Source organism: Flexivirga lutea (assembly GCF_054778955.1).
Map to the genome: position 1 here is coordinate 931,746 of NZ_BAAGZB010000002.1, position 18,057 is coordinate 949,802.

Annotated in this window: 17 protein-coding genes; 10 read left to right on the forward strand and 7 right to left on the reverse strand. The window is 68.3% G+C overall.

Going from position 1 to position 18,057, the window contains the following annotated elements:
* Positions 1 to 201: 201 nt before the first annotated feature.
* The 6 genes from rsmG to rpmH form a co-directional block, all read right to left on the reverse strand.
* The gene (gene rsmG, locus ACYVBN_RS10825) at positions 202 to 984 is read right to left on the reverse strand and encodes a 16S rRNA (guanine(527)-N(7))-methyltransferase RsmG (protein WP_460600518.1); all 783 of its coding nucleotides are present in this window, start codon (positions 982 to 984) and stop codon (positions 202 to 204) included.
* 9 nt (positions 985 to 993) lie between these two features.
* Complete coding sequence (locus ACYVBN_RS10830; protein ID WP_440282991.1) at positions 994 to 1,554, reverse strand: Jag family protein; 561 nt, start codon at positions 1,552 to 1,554, stop codon at positions 994 to 996.
* A 131-nt stretch (positions 1,555 to 1,685) separates the two neighbouring features.
* On the reverse strand, positions 1,686 to 2,738 hold the full coding sequence (yidC, locus tag ACYVBN_RS10835; RefSeq protein ID WP_460600848.1) for a membrane protein insertase YidC: 1,053 nt from the start codon (positions 2,736 to 2,738) through the stop codon (positions 1,686 to 1,688).
* Positions 2,739 to 2,750: 12 nt separating this feature from the next.
* The gene (gene yidD, locus ACYVBN_RS10840) at positions 2,751 to 3,029 is read right to left on the reverse strand and encodes a membrane protein insertion efficiency factor YidD (RefSeq protein ID WP_440282992.1); all 279 of its coding nucleotides are present in this window, start codon (positions 3,027 to 3,029) and stop codon (positions 2,751 to 2,753) included.
* Positions 3,030 to 3,033: 4 nt separating this feature from the next.
* Positions 3,034 to 3,447 carry a ribonuclease P protein component gene (rnpA, locus tag ACYVBN_RS10845; RefSeq protein ID WP_460600519.1) on the reverse strand — a complete coding sequence of 138 codons (414 nt, stop codon included), beginning with the start codon at positions 3,445 to 3,447 and terminating at the stop codon, positions 3,034 to 3,036.
* Positions 3,416 to 3,553 (reverse strand): 50S ribosomal protein L34, encoded by a 138-nt coding sequence (rpmH, locus tag ACYVBN_RS10850; RefSeq protein ID WP_440282994.1) that lies wholly within the window; start codon positions 3,551 to 3,553, stop codon positions 3,416 to 3,418. The genes rnpA and rpmH overlap by 32 nt, the downstream gene beginning before the upstream one ends.
* A gap of 517 nt (positions 3,554 to 4,070) precedes the next feature.
* Between rpmH and dnaA the strand changes: the two genes are divergently transcribed.
* The 4 genes from dnaA to gnd all read left to right on the forward strand — a co-directional run bounded on the left by dnaA (position 4,071) and on the right by gnd (position 8,350).
* Positions 4,071 to 5,498: a chromosomal replication initiator protein DnaA gene (dnaA, locus tag ACYVBN_RS10855; RefSeq protein WP_460600520.1), complete on the forward strand. Its 1,428-nt coding sequence runs from the start codon at positions 4,071 to 4,073 to the stop codon at positions 5,496 to 5,498.
* Between the two features lie 275 nt (positions 5,499 to 5,773).
* Complete coding sequence (locus ACYVBN_RS10860) at positions 5,774 to 6,037, forward strand: hypothetical protein (RefSeq protein WP_460600521.1); 264 nt, start codon at positions 5,774 to 5,776, stop codon at positions 6,035 to 6,037.
* A gap of 107 nt (positions 6,038 to 6,144) precedes the next feature.
* Positions 6,145 to 7,275: a DNA polymerase III subunit beta gene (dnaN, locus tag ACYVBN_RS10865; protein ID WP_440282996.1), complete on the forward strand. Its 1,131-nt coding sequence runs from the start codon at positions 6,145 to 6,147 to the stop codon at positions 7,273 to 7,275.
* Between the two features lie 163 nt (positions 7,276 to 7,438).
* Complete coding sequence (gnd, locus tag ACYVBN_RS10870; protein ID WP_460600522.1) at positions 7,439 to 8,350, forward strand: NADP(+)-dependent, decarboxylating phosphogluconate dehydrogenase; 912 nt, start codon at positions 7,439 to 7,441, stop codon at positions 8,348 to 8,350.
* Between the two features lie 146 nt (positions 8,351 to 8,496).
* On the opposite strand, the gene ACYVBN_RS10875 is transcribed toward gnd, so the two are convergent.
* Entirely contained in the window at positions 8,497 to 9,351 is an 855-nt protein-coding gene (locus ACYVBN_RS10875) for a DinB family protein (RefSeq protein WP_460600523.1), read from the reverse strand.
* A gap of 72 nt (positions 9,352 to 9,423) precedes the next feature.
* Here ACYVBN_RS10875 and recF point away from each other — a divergent pair, with 72 nt between their 5' ends.
* The 6 genes from recF (at position 9,424) to ACYVBN_RS10905 (ending at position 17,975) form a co-directional block, all read left to right on the forward strand.
* Positions 9,424 to 10,566: a DNA replication/repair protein RecF gene (gene recF / locus ACYVBN_RS10880; RefSeq protein WP_460600524.1), complete on the forward strand. Its 1,143-nt coding sequence runs from the start codon at positions 9,424 to 9,426 to the stop codon at positions 10,564 to 10,566.
* Complete coding sequence (locus ACYVBN_RS10885) at positions 10,563 to 11,153, forward strand: DciA family protein (protein ID WP_460600525.1); 591 nt, start codon at positions 10,563 to 10,565, stop codon at positions 11,151 to 11,153. Before recF ends, ACYVBN_RS10885 begins: the two co-directional genes overlap by 4 nt.
* Positions 11,154 to 11,305: 152 nt before the next feature.
* Positions 11,306 to 12,109, forward strand: coding sequence for a hypothetical protein (locus ACYVBN_RS10890; protein WP_460600526.1), 804 nt, complete (start codon positions 11,306 to 11,308; stop codon positions 12,107 to 12,109).
* 307 nt (positions 12,110 to 12,416) lie between these two features.
* A complete protein-coding gene (gene gyrB, locus ACYVBN_RS10895) occupies positions 12,417 to 14,555 on the forward strand; it encodes a DNA topoisomerase subunit B (protein ID WP_460600527.1) in 2,139 nt (712 codons plus the stop codon).
* A 160-nt stretch (positions 14,556 to 14,715) separates the two neighbouring features.
* The gene (gene gyrA, locus ACYVBN_RS10900; RefSeq protein ID WP_460600528.1) at positions 14,716 to 17,370 is read left to right on the forward strand and encodes a DNA gyrase subunit A; all 2,655 of its coding nucleotides are present in this window, start codon (positions 14,716 to 14,718) and stop codon (positions 17,368 to 17,370) included.
* On the forward strand, positions 17,367 to 17,975 hold the full coding sequence (locus tag ACYVBN_RS10905; protein WP_460600529.1) for a DUF3566 domain-containing protein: 609 nt from the start codon (positions 17,367 to 17,369) through the stop codon (positions 17,973 to 17,975). Before gyrA ends, ACYVBN_RS10905 begins: the two co-directional genes overlap by 4 nt.
* Positions 17,976 to 18,057 lie beyond the last annotated feature (82 nt).

The window sequence follows — 18,057 nt, forward strand, 5'->3', positions numbered from 1 at the left end:
GTGCAGAGCTCCGACTTCGACCGTCGGCGCGAGCCGGGCGGCGTTACGCCAGCCGACCGGCTCGGGACTCGTCGATACGTCTGCAGGTCCCTGCCAGCCCGTGGGCAGCGAGAGTGTGCTCACCGTTCGCCTTCCGTTCGTCGTCCTGCAGCGAAGCGATATCGCTCACCGCCGTGTTGAGTAGTGGCGCAGCATCCGCGGTCAGCGCGTGCGGCCGCGCGCCGCGCGGCGAGCGCCGGAACGCGCCACGTGCTTGGAGAACCGAGTGCCGCCGCCCTTCTTCGCGCCGCTCTTGCTCAGCCGGCGCGGTGTGCCGATCGTCAAACGTGCGACCGTGGTGGGCTCGTCCAGCACATCACCACCGCATTCCACCACCTCGACCGCAGTGACGCCGACCGACGTCAGCAGTTCACGACTCGCGTCGATCTCCTCGGCCACGGTGGAGCCCTTCATCGGCAACCACCAGCCGCCAGGACGAACCAGAGGGACGGACCAGACGGCAAGGTTCTCCAGTGCCGACACGGCGCGTGAGGTCACCACGTCGGCCGGGCCGACATCGTCCCAGAGCGCCTCGGCGCGTCCTCGGGCCACCGTCACGTTGGACAGCGAGAGCGTCTGCACCACCTCGTCCAGCCAGCGCACCCGGCGCAGCAACGGCTCCACCAATGTCACGGTCAGATCAGGGCGGCGGATGGCGATCACCAGGCCCGGCAGGCCGGCGCCGCTGCCGACGTCCACCACCGTGCTACCGGTGTCGATCAGCTCGGTGATCACCGCGCAGTTGAGGATGTGCCGTTCCCACAATCGCGGCGCCTCGCGCGGCCCCAGCAGTCCGCGGATGACACCGGATCCCGCCAACAACTCCGCATACTGCTGCGCGATGGGCAGCCGGTCGCCGAAGAGACGCGCCGCGGCAGCGGGCGCCGCAGGGACCGGGGCAGTTTCCAGCGGTCCGGAGCCGTGCGCGGAGTGTTCGTGTTTCACGTGGAACGGTCAGTCGTCCGAGGGCAGAACCACCACGAAGCGACGTGGTTCGGCGCCCTCCGACTCGGAGCGCAGGCCCTCCGCGAGCACCGCGTCGTGCACGACCTTGCGCTCGAACGCCGACATCGGGTCCAGCGCCACGCGCTGACCGTCGCCCTTGACCGAGGTGACCGCGTCTTGGGCGATCTTGACCAACTCCGCGCGCCGATCCGCGCGAAAGCCGGCGACGTCCAACATCAGTCGGCTGCGGTTGCCGGTCTCGGCCTGCACCGCCAGGCGAGTGAGTTCCTGCAGCGCGTCGAGCACCTTGCCGTTCTGGCCGACCAGGCGACGAGGCACCCGCCCGTCTTCGGAGTCCACGATGGACACCGAGGCCCGGTCACCATCCACGTCGACGTCGATGTCGCCGTCCAGGTCGGCGATATCGAGCAGTGTCTCCAAGAAGTCCGCGGCGACCTCACCCTCGCGGTCCAGGTCCACGGCCTTGGTCGAGACGGCCGGAGCTGCAGCGCTCGATTCGGTCGCTGCATCGTCGGCCGCGGGGGCATCGTCGGTGGTCACGTCAGTCATTCTTCACTCCCGGGTGCATTGAACGTGCGTCGAACGTGTAGGGAACACGAAGTCTGTGGCGCCGGCCCTGACGCAAGTGCGGTGACTGGGCTTCGCCCCCGCCTCGTCGCCGGCGCCGTTGACAAGTGGGGCTAGCGTTTGCGCTTCTTGTTGTTGTTGCGCTTGGGTTGCACGCGCTGGCCGCCCGCCTTTCCGGCGGTGCCGCCGTCGGCGGTGACCAGGCCCGGCGTGCCGGGTGGTGTCTTGGACTTGGCCAGCTCGACGGACGCATCCGCAGGCTCCTCGTCCTCGGTCTTGTGCAGGCCGGGGATGCTCAACTTGGTGATCGGCTTGCCCTTGGCGGCCCGACGCGCCTCGAGCGCCTTCTCCGCCTCGGATCCGGGCGCCGGCATCCGGCGGATCGTGTAGAACTGCTGGCCCATTGTCCACAGGTTGGTGGTCACCCAGTAGAGCAGCACACCGATCGGGAAGTTCACGCCGGAGATCGCGAAGAACACCGGCATGATGTACATGATGTATTTCTGCTGCTTGGCCATCGGGTTGTCGAGGGCCGACGCGGGCATGTTCTTGCGCATCAGTTGGTGCTGAGTGGTGAAGACCGTGACCGACATGATGATGATCAGCGCGATGCACAGCGTGCGCACCGCCGCGACGGGCGACTCGCCCGGGTGCAGGAACGCCGAGGACAACCGGACGTTGAACAGCGTCGACTGCTCGGCCTGACGCGCCAGGCTCTGCGTCATCCAGCCGATCGGGTCGTGCTGGCCGGAGCCGATGTCCTTGAGTCGGTCCAGGACGCGGAACAGCGCGAAGAAGAACGGCGACTGCAGCAGCATCGGCATACAGGAGGAGAACGGGTTGGTGCCCGCCTTCTTGTAGAGCTCCATCGTCTCCTCAGTCATCTTCTGACGAGACTCGGCGTCCTTCTTGCCCTTGTACTTCTTCTGGATCTTCTGAATCTCGGGCTGGATGAGCTGCATCCGCCGCGACGACTTGATCTGCTTGACGAACAGCGGGATCAGCATGATGCGCAGCACGAGAACGAGGCCCACGATCGACAGCGCCCACGTCCAGCCATTGGCGGCCGGCAGACCGATGGCGGTGAAGATCTTGTGGAAACCCACCATGACGAAGGCGACGAACCATTCGAGCGGGTACAGGATCGTGTCGAAGAAGTTGTAGATGGCGGGGTCCTTCTATTTGAGCGGCGCCGGCGCAGGTGCACCGGAGTCGTCCGCAGTGACAACAGGCGGAACGTGGTCCACGCCGCCAGGGTTCCATGGGTGGCATCGAGCGAGCCGGCGCACGGTCAGCCAGCTGCCCTTGAAGACACCGAACCGGTTCAGCGCCGTGATGGCGTATGACGAGCAGCACGGCGTGAACCGGCAACTCGGCGGGAGCAGAGGGGAGATCAGCAATTGGTAGAGGCGCACCAGCCAGACGAACGGCCGCGCCAGGATCCAGGTCACCGACATGTCGTCACCGGCGCCGTTCGATCGCAGTGCGCAGTTGACGGTCCAGGTCGCTGCGCAGCAGCTCGGCCGACACGGACCCGGCCGCCGGGTTGGCGCGGATCACCACGTCGGTGTGATCCGGCACCACCGGCAACAGCGTCGCCATCCGGTGTCGCAGGACGCGTTTGGTCCGGTTGCGGACCACCGCGTTGCCGACCGCCTTGGAGACCACCAGACCGACCCGCGGCGTGTCGGTGTCGGAGCGGCCGACAGTCACCACCAGCCGGGGTCCCGGCGCCCGCCCAGAACGACGACTGCGCAACACTGCGGAGAAATCCGCACTGTCGCGCAGTCGGTGGGTCGTCGGCAGCACGGTCGCCCGGCCAACGCGGAGCCGAGGAGAACCCTCAGGCCGAGATCTTGGCGCGGCCCTTGGCACGGCGCGCCGACAGGATCGAACGGCCGGCGCGAGTGCGCATCCGCAGGCGGAAGCCGTGCACCTTGGCGCGGCGGCGGGTGTTGGGCTGGAAGGTGCGCTTGCTCACTGTCGTCTCCGTCGGAATGTGCGGGCCCAGGGCGGGCCCGGTCGTGCGTCGGTCATCGGGATCTTCGTCACGACCCGTCACCGCGGGCCGATCCGCCCACCGCAGGGAACCGTGCTGGTCCAGGCAGGCATGAGCGAAGAAGGCTCGGAGCTACGATACGGGCCGCCCGTAGCGGGGGTCAAACCGAGCGACCTCGCGCTCCACGCACGCCGAACCGCCCATCAAAAGCCGCCGAACCCGCGAACACCAGCCGCCACGCCGAACGGTCCGAACTTTCTTCGTCGACCGGCTTGCCGGGTGCCGGTCGGAGTTGTTAGCGTCGGCGTCTTCCAGGTCGGTCCCGCACGTCGCGGCCATGTCGTCACCCATTTCTTCATTCACAGCCTGTGGATAACCATGTGGATTAACGGCGTAGCATGTCTGCCGGCGACCTCGGTGTTCACCGAGACACCCGCCGAATCATCCGCCGAGATCTCGCCGATCCCGGTACGCCGCTTGTCAGGGAGGACCCAGCGTTGTGAGCGATCAGGACATCGACCTCGCTCACGTCTGGCACGGTGCCATGCTCGGCATCGAGGACTCCGGCATACCGGCGCGTGATCGCGCCTACCTGCGGTTGGCCCGGCTCGCCGGACTCGTCGGCGGCACCGCGTTGCTGGCCGTTCCGTTCCCGCAGACCAAGGTCTTCGTCGAGACCACCCTCAGTGAACCCATCTGCACCGCCCTCGGCGAGCAGCTCGGCACCGAGATCCGGCTCGCGGTCACCGTCGACGACAGCCTGCGCCCGGCCGACGACGAGCCCGCCGAGCCGGTGCGTCCCGTGCCCGAGCCGCCACCGGACGTCGAGCAGGACCTGTTCACCAGCGCCGCAGCCCGCCAGCGGCAGCCGGTCACCACCGAGCCGGTCCAGGACGCACGGCTCAACCCGAAGTACACCTTCGACACCTTCGTCATCGGTGCCGGCAACCGTTTCGCATGTGCCGCGGCGCAGGCCGTCGCCGAGACACCGGCCCGCTCCTACAACCCGCTGTTCGTGTATGGCGACAGCGGCCTGGGCAAGACGCACCTGCTGCACGCGATCGGCAACTACGTGCGCAACTACTACCCGCACATGCGGGTGCGCTACGTGAACTCCGAGGAGTTCACCAACGACTTCATCAACTCCATCCGCGACGACAAGGCCTCCAGCTTCCAGAAGCGCTACCGCGACAACGTCGACGTGCTGCTGATCGACGACGTGCAGTTCCTGCAGGGCAAGGACGGCACGCAGGAGGAGTTCTTCCACACGTTCAACGCGCTGCACAACAGCGAGAAGCAGATCGTGCTCACCTCTGACCAGCCCCCGAAGATGCTCTCCGGGCTGGAGGATCGCATGCGGTCACGGTTCGAGTGGGGCCTGACCACCGATGTGAAGCCGCCGGACCTGGAGACCCGCATCGCGATCCTGCGCAAGAAGGCGGTCGCCGACTCGATGCACATGCCCGATCAGGTGCTCAGCCTGATCGCCAGCAAGGTGCCCAGCAACATCCGCGAACTCGAGGGTGCGCTGATCCGGGTGACGGCATACGCCTCGGTCTCCAACCAGCACGTCACCGAAGAGCTCGCCGGCCGCGTGCTCAAGGACCTCATGCCCAGCTCCGGTTCCGGCCAGATCAGCGCGACGGCCATCATGCGCCAGACCGCCAAGTACTTCGGCCTGTCCGTGGAGGAACTGTGCGGGTCGTCGCGCTCGCGCACCTTGGTCAACGCCCGGCAGATCGCGATGTACCTGTGCCGCGAGCTCACCGACCTCTCGTTGCCCAAGATCGGTCAGCAGTTCGGCGGGCGCGACCACACCACGGTGATGCACGCCGACCGCAAGATCCGTCAGCTGATGGGTGAACGCGCCCACCTCTACGAGCAGATCAGCGAACTCACCACGCAGATTCGCCGCGCCACCGCCTGAGCGTCGCCAGCCGTCCCGCGCCTGCCCGCCACACCGGTTTCGACACGGCTCCCCCGCTCCGCTTCTCCGGCTACTCAACCCAAGGATTTCCACAGCTGCTGTGGAAATCGCTGGCGCTCGTCGCCGACCTCCCGACGTCTCACTCACCGCCGGCGCCCGATTCCGGCCGTCATGCCGCCGGGCCGGCCGCCCTTGTCTCCACAACCTGTGGATAACCATGTGTGTATGTGGGACCGCCGTGGCCACAGTGACGAGCCGACCATCCACATGCGGCGGTGGACGACACCGTGCCAGCTGTGCACAACCGCGCTCCGCTGACCACACCGACTGCGGACAGCCTGTGGACAACGCCGGTCATCCACGACCGGCGCGAGTTGTCCACAGCCGCGACCAACAGGTTCTCCACACGCCGTACCGGCGGTATGACGCGCGCAGCACCGGTTGTCCACAGTTTCCACAGTTGCTACGACAACTACCAACCAGAGAAAGATGGCGTTTTCGCCATTGCCGACTGGGGATTTCCGGACGACCACCCGTAGTAGCGGCTGCCACAGCACCCCGACTAGTGTCATGCTGCGCCCGCACGGGTCCCGACACTTCGAAGTTTGTTCTGGAACAAGCCTCCCTCAGCAAGGATGGTTAGTACGTGAAGCTCATCGTCGATCGCGATGTCCTGGCCGAAGCCGTGACCTGGGCCGTCCGTGGCCTGTCCAACCGGCCGCCCGTACCCGTGCTGGCGGGTGTGCTGCTCGACGCCAGCACCGACGGGCTCACCCTCAGTGCCTTCGACTACGAGGTCTCGGCGAAGGTCACCGTCGACGCCCAAGTCGACGAGCCGGGCCAGGTCCTCGTCCTGGGCCGCCTGCTGGCGGAGATTTCGCGATCGCTGCCGAACAAACCGGTCACCATCACCGCGGACGAGCACAAGGTCGAGCTGACCTGCGGGTCCAGCCGCTTCTCCCTGCAGCAGATGCCGACCGCGGACTACCCCACCCTTCCCACCTCGCCCGAGCCGACCGGTGCCATCGCCGGCGACCTGTTCACCCAGGCCGTCTCGCAGGTCGCCATCGCCGCCGACCGCAGCGACACGCTGCCGATCCTCACCGGCGTCCGCCTGCACATCGAGGGCGACAAGGTCAGCCTGCTGGCCACCGACCGCTACCGGCTCGCCCTGCGCGAACTGTCCTGGAACCCCACCGACGCCGATGTCGAGCAGACCGCGCTCATCCCGGCGCGGACACTGCAGGACACCGCCAAGGCGCTCGGCGCGTCCGGCTCCGTCCAGCTCGCCCTCGGCTCCGCCGCCGGCGGCGACGGCCTGGTCGGCTTCGAGGCAGGCCAGCGCCGGGCCACCACCCGCCTGCTCGACGGCGAATACCCGAAGGTCTCCTCCATCTTCCCCACCAGTGTCGACTCCATCGCCGTCATCGAGACCGCCGCGCTCACCGAAGCCGTCAAGCGCGTCTCACTGGTGGCCGAACGCAACACCCCGGTGCGGCTGCGCTTCTCCGAGGGCCAGGTAGCCATCGAAGCCGGTCAGGGCGACGACGCCCAGGCGTCCGAGGCCGTGGAGGCCGCTCTCACCGGCCCGGACATCGAGATCGCCTTCAACCCGCAGTTCCTGCTCGACGGTCTCGGGGCGCTCGGCACCCCGTTCGCCCGTATGTCGTTCACCCAGCCCAAGAGCCCCGCCGTCCTGTCCGGGCAGGCCGAAGCCGACGGCGACGCGGACGAGTCCTACCGCTACGTGCTGATGCCGGTCCGCTTCGCGTCCTAGGACGCGCGCTGAAGTGTCCGACAGTTCCGCTGAAGTTTCCCGACACCGGCCGCTGAAGTTTTCCGACACAGGCGGAGGAAGCATGGGGCGGGCGCAAGCCCGCACCGAGCTTCCGGAGTAGCGTCGGGGACGACGTACGACATACACGAACGAAAGGCGCGGCATGCAACTCGGTTTGATCGGCCTGGGCAAAATGGGCGGCAACATGCGCGACCGCCTCGTGGCGGCCGGACACGACGTGGTCGGCTACGACACCAACCCCGACATCTCCGACGTCAAGGACCTGCCGGAACTCGTCAGCAAACTCGACGCGCCCCGCAACGTGTGGGTGATGGTCCCGGCCGGCAAGATCACTCAAGCGGTCATCGACGAACTCGGCGGCCTGCTCGACAAGGGCGACCTGGTGATCGACGGCGGCAACAGCAAATTCACCGACGACGCCAAGCACGAGAAGGAACTCGCCGACAAGGGCATCGAGTTCGCCGACTGCGGTGTCTCCGGCGGCGTCTGGGGCAAGGAGAACGGCTACGCGCTGATGGCCGGCGGCTCCGACGCCAACATCGAGCGACTGATGCCGATCTTCGACGCGTTGCGGCCCGAGGGCCCGCGCGACGAGAGCTTCTGCCACGCCGGCGCGGTCGGCGCCGGCCACTACGTGAAGATGGTCCACAACGGCATCGAGTACGGCATGATGCAGGCCTACGCCGAGGGCTACGAGCTGCTCGAGGCCAAGGAGATCGTCAAGGACGTCCCCGCCGCGTTCAAGGCGTGGACCCGCGGCACCGTCGTACGCTCCTGGCTGCAGGAGCTGATCGCCGCAGCACTGGAGAAGGACGGCGACCTGTCCCAGATCGAAGGCTTCGTCAACGACTCCGGCGAAGGCCGCTGGACCGTCCAGGAAGCCGTTGAGTACGGCGTCCCCATGCCGGTCATCTCCGCCTCACTCTTCCAGCGCTTCTTCTCCCGCCAAGGCACCGACTCCCCTGCCATGAAGGCCGTCGCCGCCATGCGCAACGAGTTCGGCGGGCACGCCGTCACCAAGAAGGGCGAGAAGGGCGTCGTCACGGACCATTAGGCGTTGCTCTTCGCTCCTCGCAAGTTGGGTGACGGCGCGGCGCGCGAGCTCGCTCGCGCCGTCACCCAATGTGGTCGTCGCTTCGCGGGCGTCCGCTTGTCGTTCGGTGGCGTGCTCGTGGCCTGTCGCCGTGGCCGCGTTCTCGGTCAAGCGCGTGGGCGTTGCCTATCGCCTTCATCCGGTGATCGTCCGGCCGGGTGGTCCTTGCCGGTTTCCTCACCTGCCCGTGCGTCGATCGTGTCCAGGTCCCGCACGGCGTAGCGCAGGTGCTCCCACTCCTCCCCGATGATCGTGTGCAGGCACGACAGGGTGGTCTCCGGATAGTGCGGCGCCCACGGGTTGCTGCGTGGTGTGCGCAGTTCGTCGGTGCCGAGGCCGGCGAGGAAGTCACGCACCATCGCCATCCGCTCGGCGCGCACCTCCAGCACCCGGTCGTATGACGGGCAGCTCTCCGCGAAGACCGACATGTCCCCGCCGTCGGCGGCGTATTCGGCATGCGGCTGACCGATCGGATGGTAGGGCTCCGACACGCCCAGGATCGCCCGCCGCAACCACGTGTCGGTCGCCATCACCAGATGCCGCAGCGTCTGAGCGAACGACCACTCCTCCTCGATCGACACGTCGGCAGTGCCCGCAGGCATGGCCGCGACACGGTCGACGGCGCCAGCCCAGGCGCCCTCGACCGCCGACCAGGCCGACCGCAAGGCGTCGGGATCGGCAGCATGCCGCTGCTCGCGGCCGGGGAACCGGCGATTGAGCTCGGCATCGACCAGCGGGCGCACATCGACGCCGTTGACCCGCAGGAAACCGTCGTCGGAGCCGCCCGCGGCGGCCGACAGGTCCGCCTCCAGCAGCCACGGGGCGTCGATCTCGGTGCCGGCCACGTCGACGGATCGCATCACCACACCGGACAGGTCCGACCGGACGAAGCGTGCCTCGCGCAGGCTGACGCCGACGAACCGCGCACCGCGCAGATCGTCGGAAGCGTTGAAAGTCACCACGGGTCCACGATCCCACCGGGCACCGACATCCGCAGCAGTCCGCGCGGGCCTGCGACACCTAGACTCAACCGTGTGTTCGTGCGGCATCTGACTCTGAAGGACTTCCGGTCCTACGAGTCCGCCGACCTCACCTTCACCGACGGCGTCAGCACGTTCGTCGGGCTCAACGGTCAGGGCAAGACCAACGTCGTGGAGGCCATCGGCTACCTGGCCTCACTCTCCTCGCACCGCGTCGCCCAGGACGCGCCGCTGGTGCGCGCCGGCGCCGAGCAGGCGATCGTGCGCGGTGCGGTCGTCCGCGACGGTCGCGAGCAGCAGGTCGAGCTGGAGATCAATCCGGGAAAGGCCAACCGGGCCCGGCTCGGCAAGTCACCGGTGACCCGCCCGCGCGACGTACTCGGCACGCTGCGCACGGTGCTCTTCGCACCCGAGGACCTCGCACTGGTCAAGGGCGAACCCGGTGAACGCCGCCGCTTCCTGGACGACCTGCTGGTGGCCCGGCAACCGCGATGGGCCGGCGCCCGCAGCGACTACGAGAAGATCCGGGTACAACGCAATGCGCTGCTCAAGACGGCACGGACGGCGCCCGATCGTGCCGCAGCACTCGCGACCCTGCCGGTCTGGGACAGTCACCTGGCCTCCGTCGGCGCCAACCTGGTCTACGCCCGGCTGCGTCTGCTGCGCGACTTGCAGCCCTACCTGCGGCTGGCGTACGACGAGGTCAGCGCCGGCCAGTCCGACGCCAAGGTCACCTACCGGAGCTCGCTGTATGACGAACTCGCCGACCAGCTCGCCGCCGGCGAGGTCCCCGAGGTGGCCGAGCTGGAGGCCGGGTTCGCCAAGAGCTTCGAGCAGCAGCACCGGGCCGAGGTGGAGCGTGGCCAGACACTCGTCGGCCCCCACCGTGACGACCTGGTGCTGCGCCTGGGTGCGCTGCCGGCCAAGGGGTACGCCAGCCACGGCGAGTCCTGGTCGTTCGCGCTCGCCCTGCGGATCGCCGCGTTCCAGCTGCTGCGCCACGACCTGGGCACCGACCCGGTGCTGGTGCTAGACGACGTCTTCGCCGAGCTGGACGCCGGGCGTCGCCGCCGGCTGGCGCTGATGGTCGCCGACTGCGAGCAGGTGCTCATCACGGCCGCGGTCGACGACGACGTGCCGGAGTCCCTCACCGGCAACCAGTTCTCGGTGACCCTCGGCGAGGTGAGACCCCGATGACCGATCCCGAGCACGCCGAGGGAGGAGCCGCCGATCGGCAGGATGCTGCCACTGACGAGCCCGGAGCCGACGAGGCAGGCGCTGACGAGACGGGCATGGAGGCGGTCCGTGATGCCCTGCGGCGGGCGCGGGTCGCCGCCCGGGAGAAGGGTTTCCGGCCCGGCACGCCGGCCCGCCGGCGCCCGCGCAAGGCTGCCGACCTGGGCACCGGGCGCGCCCGCACCGACGCCCGCGACCCGGCGATGATCGGCGATCAACTCGACCGGTTGCTGGTCGACCGCGGCTGGCAGGTCGACGTCGCGGCCGGTTCGGTGATGGGCCGCTGGACCGAGATCGTCGGCGACGCGGTCGCCGCCCATGCTCAGCCGGTGTCCTTCACCGACGGGGAACTCACCGTCCGCGCCGACTCGACCGCGTGGACGACGCAGCTGCGGTTGTTGTCCTCCACGCTGCTGGGCAACTTCGAGCGGGCTGTCGGCCCGGATGTGGTGCGGTCGCTGCGCATCGTCGGCCCGAACGCGCCCAGCTGGAAGAAAGGTCCGCGCACCGTCCGCGACGGCCGTGGTCCGCGCGACACGTACGGGTGAGCACCCCCCGTCGAGCACCCCCGGTGAGTACCCGGGTGACCAACGTCGCGACCCGGTCACCGGGCGCCGTTCGGCTGCTCCACGTAGAGTGGGTCGAGTTTGTGCAAGGCCAACGACCTCTATCGGACCTCAATCGGCAGGAAAGTTTCAACGTGAGTCATGACCAGCCAGGTCAGGACGACCCGCGCGGGGGCCGGGACGAATTCGACCACTTCTTCAGCGACCGCGGGCAGCAGCCGGCCCAGGATCCCGACGCGACCGCATGGGCCGGCCCGGCCGACAGCGACCGGACCCACCCGCGGGACCAGGCGCCCGACCAGACCGCCGCGCCCTACGTCCGGCCGCCGCAGGAGCCGCAGTACGACGAGTACCAGCCGGCCGACCAGCGGTACGAGCCGGCTGCCTATTACGAGGAGCCGCCGCAGCGACGCGGTGCGATGTGGGCGCCGGTCGCCGTCATCGTCGCGTCGCTGGCCATCGTCGCCATCGTCATCGCGATCATCCTGAACAACTCCAGCGGCCGTATGGCGCAGGGCGCCTTCACCCCCACCAAGACGGTCACCCAGACCACCGGCGGGCAGCCGTCGCAGACACCGTCCTCGTCCGAGACGTCGCAGTCCTCGCAGTCCTCCGAATCGTCGTCCCCGAGCTCCAGCTCCTCCTCGGCCAGCTCTTCCTCGGACAGCTCCTCGAGCCCGAGCTTCGCCACCTCGCTGCCCGGTGCGGCCGGTGCCTGCCCCGGCACCGACTCCTACGGCACGGGACCGAAGACCTCCTGCGGCTTCGCGGGCGTGGTCAGCACGATCTACAACGCCAAGAAGGACAAGGACGGCAACGCCTCGTTCAAGGCCAAGTCGCCGGAGACCCACGACAACTACCAGGTGACCTGCCAGGCCGACCAGTACGTCACCTGCACCACCGAGACCGGTGCGGTCGTCTACATCCTGCGCAAGTGAACCCGCCGGCTGGCCCGGCCGGGCCACGGACATGGATCGTTCGTGAACGCGGCGTGGACGCGCTGACGGCCCGGGCCGCGTGGAGGGAGTCGCGCGACGGTGCGATCTGCCCGCACATTGCCGTTTGAGGCACGTCAAACACGGTTCGGCGGCCTCGGCAGGGTATGATGGAACACAGAATCTGAGTCTTGTTACCGGCTCTCGCGGCTCGCCACTGGGCGGGCCGCAGGCGTGCCCGGCTCGGTTTCCTCTCGCGGCTGTCGCAACCGACGGACGCGGAGCGCGTCATTCGACTTCGAGGAGCACTGTGTCCGACACCGCTGCGCAGCAATCACCCGACGAGCAGGAGCCGGCCACACCGGCGCAGGACACGGAGTCAACGGGAGAGTCGGCAGGCGACGCGGCGGCCGGGTCCGCAGCGGCGCCGGCCGGCGGCTCGACCTACGGTGCCGACGACATCCAGGTGCTCGAGGGCCTCGAGGCGGTCCGCAAGCGCCCGGGCATGTACATCGGCTCCACCGGCACCCGGGGTCTGCACCACCTGGTGTGGGAGATCGTCGACAACGCGGTCGACGAGGCGATGGCCGGTTACGGCGACCACGTCGAGGTCACCCTGCTGGCCGACGGCGGCGTGCGGGTGCGCGACCACGCCCGCGGCATACCTGTGGAGATCAACAAGGCGTATGGCGTCTCGACCGTCGAGCTGGTGCTGACCCAGCTGCACGCCGGCGGCAAGTTCGGCGGCGGCGCCTACAAGGTCTCCGGCGGCCTGCACGGCGTCGGCTCCTCCGTGGTCAACGCCCTGTCCACCAAGCTGACCGCCGAGGTGCGCCAGGACGGCAGGATCCACTTCCTGGAGTTCGACCACGGCGCGCCGCAGGGATCGCTGGAGGTCATCGGCGAGACCGACACGGACGACACCGGCACCACCATCACCTACTGGGCCGACCCGGAGATCTTCGACACCGTCGACTACGACTTCGAGACCGTCCGGGCGCGTTTCCAGCAATACGCCTTCCTCAACAAGGGCCTGGCGATCACGCTGACCGACGAGCGGGTGCAGAAGGTCGACGAGGGCGCCGAGGAGGAGGCGCTCGCCGGTGCCACCGCCCACGACGACGTCGAGGACGAGTCCGGCAAGCCGCGCACCGTCACCTACCGCTACGACGACGGGCTGATCGACTACGTCAAGCACCTCAACTCCTCCAAGCGCAGCGAGCCGGTGCACGACGACATCATCGCCTTCGAGCACGAGGACCCCGAGCGGTTGCTGTCGGTCGAGATCGCGATGCAGTGGACCACGGCATACAGCGAGTCGGTGCACACCTACGCCAACGCGATCAACACGCACGAGGGCGGCACCCACGAAGAAGGCTTCCGTGCGGCGATGACGTCGCTGGTCAATCAGTTCGCGCGCACCCAGAAGCTGCTCAAGGACAAGGACGACAACCTCACCGGTGACGACATCCGCGAGGGCTTGACCGCCGTGGTGTCGGTCAAGCTGGGCGAGCCGCAGTTCGAGGGCCAGACCAAGACCAAGCTGGGCAACTCCGAGGTCAAGGGCTTCGTGCAGGGCGCCGTCCGGGACGAGTTCGACCACTGGCTGCAGCAGCACCCGCGCGAGGGGCAGGCGATCGTGCGCAAGGCGATCCAGTCCGCCGCGGCTCGTATGGCGGCGCGCAAGGCGCGCGAGGCCACCCGCCGCAAGGGTCTGCTGGACACCGCCGCGATGCCCGGCAAGCTCAAGGACTGCCAGAGCAACGACCCGACGATCTCCGAGGTGTTCATCGTCGAGGGCGACTCGGCCGGCGGCTCGGCGGTGCAGGGCCGCAACCCGTTCAACCAGGCGATCCTGCCGATCCGCGGCAAGATCCTCAACGTCGAGAAGGCCCGCATCGACAAGGTGCTGGCCAACAACGAGGTGCAGTCGCTGATCTCGGCGTTCGGCACCGGCATCGGCGAAGAGTTCGACATCGAGAAGGCGCGCTACCACAAGATCGTGCTGATGGCCGATGCCGACGTCGACGGCATGCACATCCGCACGCTGCTGCTGACCCTGCTGTTCCGCTTCATGCGCCCGCTGATCGAGGCCGGCTACGTCTATCTCGCGCAGCCGCCGCTCTACCGGATCAAGTGGAGCAACCACGAGCACGAGTTCGCCTTCTCCGACAAGGAGCGGGACGGGCTGATCAAGCTCGGCGAGAGCAACGGCTGGCGGCTGCCGAAGGACAACGGCGTCCAGCGCTACAAGGGTCTGGGCGAGATGAACTACCACGAGTTGTGGGACACCACGATGGACCCCGAGCACCGCACGCTGCTGCAGGTCACGCTCGAGGACGCCGCCGCGGCCGACGAGATCTTCGCGGTGCTGATGGGTGAGGACGTCGAGAGCCGGCGCGGGTTCATCCAGCGCAACGCCAAAGACGTCAGATTCCTTGATATCTAGCGCCTCGCTGGTCGAGTAGGGCGGAGCGCTAGCGGAGCCCGTATCGAGACCCGAGGCGGGACGTGGTCTCGATACACCTCCTCCGCTTCGCTCCCTCGGCACTCGACCGACGTGCCCGCCATACAGACTCATTGAATTACGTTAGAAGCTAAGGGATTTCATGACTGACGACACCACTCCTCCCGGTGGAGAGGGCCCACGGTCCAATGTCGACCCGATCGACCTCAACACCGAGATGCAGCGCAGCTACATCGACTACGCGATGGCCGTCATCGTCAGTCGGGCGCTGCCGGACGTGCGCGACGGGATGAAGCCGGTGCACCGTCGCATCGTCTACGCGATGTTCGACGGCGGCTACCGGCCGGACCGCGGCTACAACAAGTGCAGCCGCGTCGTCGGTGACGTGATGGGTCAATACCACCCGCACGGTGACAGCGCGATCTACGACGCCCTGGTCCGGCTGGTGCAGCCGTGGTCGATGCGCTACCCGCTGGTCGACGGGCAGGGCAACTTCGGCTCCCCCGGCAACGACGGTGCCGCCGCACCGCGATACACCGAGTGCCGGATGGCGCCGCTGGCCATGGAGCTGGTGCGCGACATCGAGAAGGAGACCGTCGACTTCGAGCCCAACTACGACGGCAAGACCATGCAGCCGACCGTGCTGCCGGCGCGCTTCCCCAACCTGCTGGTCAACGGTGCCGCCGGCATCGCGGTCGGTATGGCGACGCAGATCCCGCCGCACAACCTGCGCGAGGTCGCCGCCGGTGCCCAGTGGTTGCTGGACCACCCGGACGCCAGCCGTGAGCAGCTGCTGGAGAAGCTGATCGAGATCATCCCCGGCCCGGACTTCCCGACCGGTGCGCTGATCATGGGCAAGAAGGGCATCGAGGACGCCTACCGCACCGGTCGCGGCTCGATCGTGATGCGCGCGGTGGTCAACGTCGAGGAGATCCAGGGCCGGCAGTGCCTGGTGGTCACCGAACTGCCCTACCAGGTCAACCCCGACGCCCTCGCCGAGAAGATCGCCACCCTGGTCCGCGACGGGCGCATCGGCGGCATCGCCGACCTGCGCGACGAGACGTCCGGCCGCACCGGCCAGCGACTGGTCATCGTGCTCAAGCGCGACGCGGTCGCCAAGGTCGTCCTCAACAACCTCTACAAGCACACCCAGCTGCAGCAGAGCTTCGGCGCCAACATGCTGGCGCTGGTCGACGGCGTCCCGCGGACGCTGCCGATCTCGGCGTTCGTGCGCTACTGGGTGGAGCACCAGATCGAGGTCATCCAGCGGCGCACCACCTACTTGCTGCGCCGGGCCGAGGAGCAGATCCACATCCTGCGCGGCTACCTCAAGGCGCTGGACGCCCTCGACGAGGTCATCGCGCTCATCCGCCGCAGCCCCTCGGCCGAGGAGGCACGCGGTGGCCTGATGGAGCTGCTCGGTGTCGACGAGATCCAGGCGACCGCCATCCTCAACCTGCAGCTGCGCCGGCTCGCCGCGCTGGAGCGGCAGAAGATCGTCGACGAGCACGATGAGCTGCAGCGGGCGATCGAGGACTACCGCGACATCCTGGCCAAGCCGGAGCGGCAGCGGCAGATCGTCAGCGACGAGCTGGCCGACATCGTCGACCGGTATGGCGATGACCGACGCACCCAGATCGTGCCGTTCGCGGGCGACATGTCGATCGAGGACCTGATCCCCGAGGAGGACGTCGTCGTCACGATCACCCGTGGCGGTTACGCCAAGCGCACCAAGACCAGCGAATACCGGTCCCAGCGGCGCGGCGGCAAGGGCGTGCGCGGAGCCAACCTGCGCGGGGACGACGTGGTGTCGCACTTCTTCACCACCACGACCCACCAGTGGCTGCTGTTCTTCACCAACGCCGGCCGGGTCTACCGGGCCAAGGCCTACGAGCTGCCCGAGGGCAGCCGTGACGCCAAGGGCCAGCACGTGGCCAACCTGCTGGCCTTCCAGCCGGGTGAGCAGATCGCCCAGGTGATGGCGCTGCGCGACTACGAGCAGGCGCCATACCTGCTGCTGGCGACCAAGCGCGGCCTGGTCAAGAAGTCCCGGCTGACCGACTACGACTCCCCGCGCACCGGCGGGCTGATCGCGGTCAACCTGCGCGACGGGGACGAGCTCGTCGGCGCCGGCCTGGCCAGCTCCGAGGACGACGTGCTGCTGGTCTCGCGCAAGGGCCAGTCGGTGCGCTTCCACGCCAGCGACGACACGCTGCGCCCGATGGGCCGCTCGACCTCCGGCGTGACGGGCATGAAGTTCCGCGACGGCGACGAGCTGCTGTCGATGAACATCGTCGAGGACGGCTCGGACCCGGACGTGTTCGTCGTCTTCGAGAACGGCCTGGCCAAGCGCACCGCCGCCTCGGACTACCCGGTCAAGGGCCGCGCCACGCTGGGCGTCAAGGTCGCCTCGATCTCCGACCGTGGCGGCGACCTGGTGGGCGCGCTGACCGTCGACGAGACCGACGAGGTCCTCGTCGTCATGGAGAAGGGCAAGATCGTCCGCTCGCGGGTCGACGAGGTGCGCCGCACCGGCCGGTCCACCCAGGGCGTGCAGTTCGCGACCCCGGACAAGAAGGACTCGATCGTCGCCGTGGCGCGCAATGCCGAGCGGGAAGTCGACGGCGATCAACCGGACGACCACACAGATGGCGTACCGTCGGGCGTGTCGCCGACCGACGGCGACACCGACGCCGAGGCACCGGTCACCGATCCGGTCGTCGACGCCAACGGGCAGACTGATGATCAGCACGCCGATGACCAGCAGACTCCGGACGAGTCGGGAGACGATGAGTGAGCAGTCGAATAAGCGCTGACGGATCCGACGCCGACAAGAGCGCCGGGACGACAGCGACCGACAGCGGCGCCGTGCGTCTGCCGGGCGCCGCGGCCGGCGGCACGAAGAGCTCCACCCCGCCGCGGCCCGGCACGAAGGGCGGCCCACGGCCGGGCACCAAGGGCGCGCGCCCGGCCGGTGCCGGCCAGCGACGTCCCGCGCCCCGTGGTGCCGCAGGTCCCGGGCGACGTCCGGGCCGCAGCACCCCGCGCCGGGTGCGGCTGACCCTGTCCCGTGTCGACCCGTGGTCGGTCATGAAGATCGCGTTCCTGCTGTCCGTCGCGATCGGCATCGCGATGGTCGTGATGATCGCGATGCTGTGGATCGTGCTGCAGGGCATGGGCGTGTGGGCCAACATCAACGACCTGCTGCGCACCCTGGAGACCAACGGCAAGACGTTCGACATCATGGACTACGTCGGGTTCGGCCGCGTCGTCTCCCTGTCGGTCGTGATCGCCGTCGTCGACGTGCTGCTGATGACCGCACTGGCCACGCTGGGCGCGTTCCTCTACAACATCTGCTCCTCGCTGGTCGGCGGCGTGCAGATGACGCTGTCCGACGAGTAGCCGGCCGGCACCTCGTTTTGGTGCTGCCCGCCTCGGTGAGATAGTCTCGTCCGGCGCCCGCGGCATACAGTCGCGGCCGCCG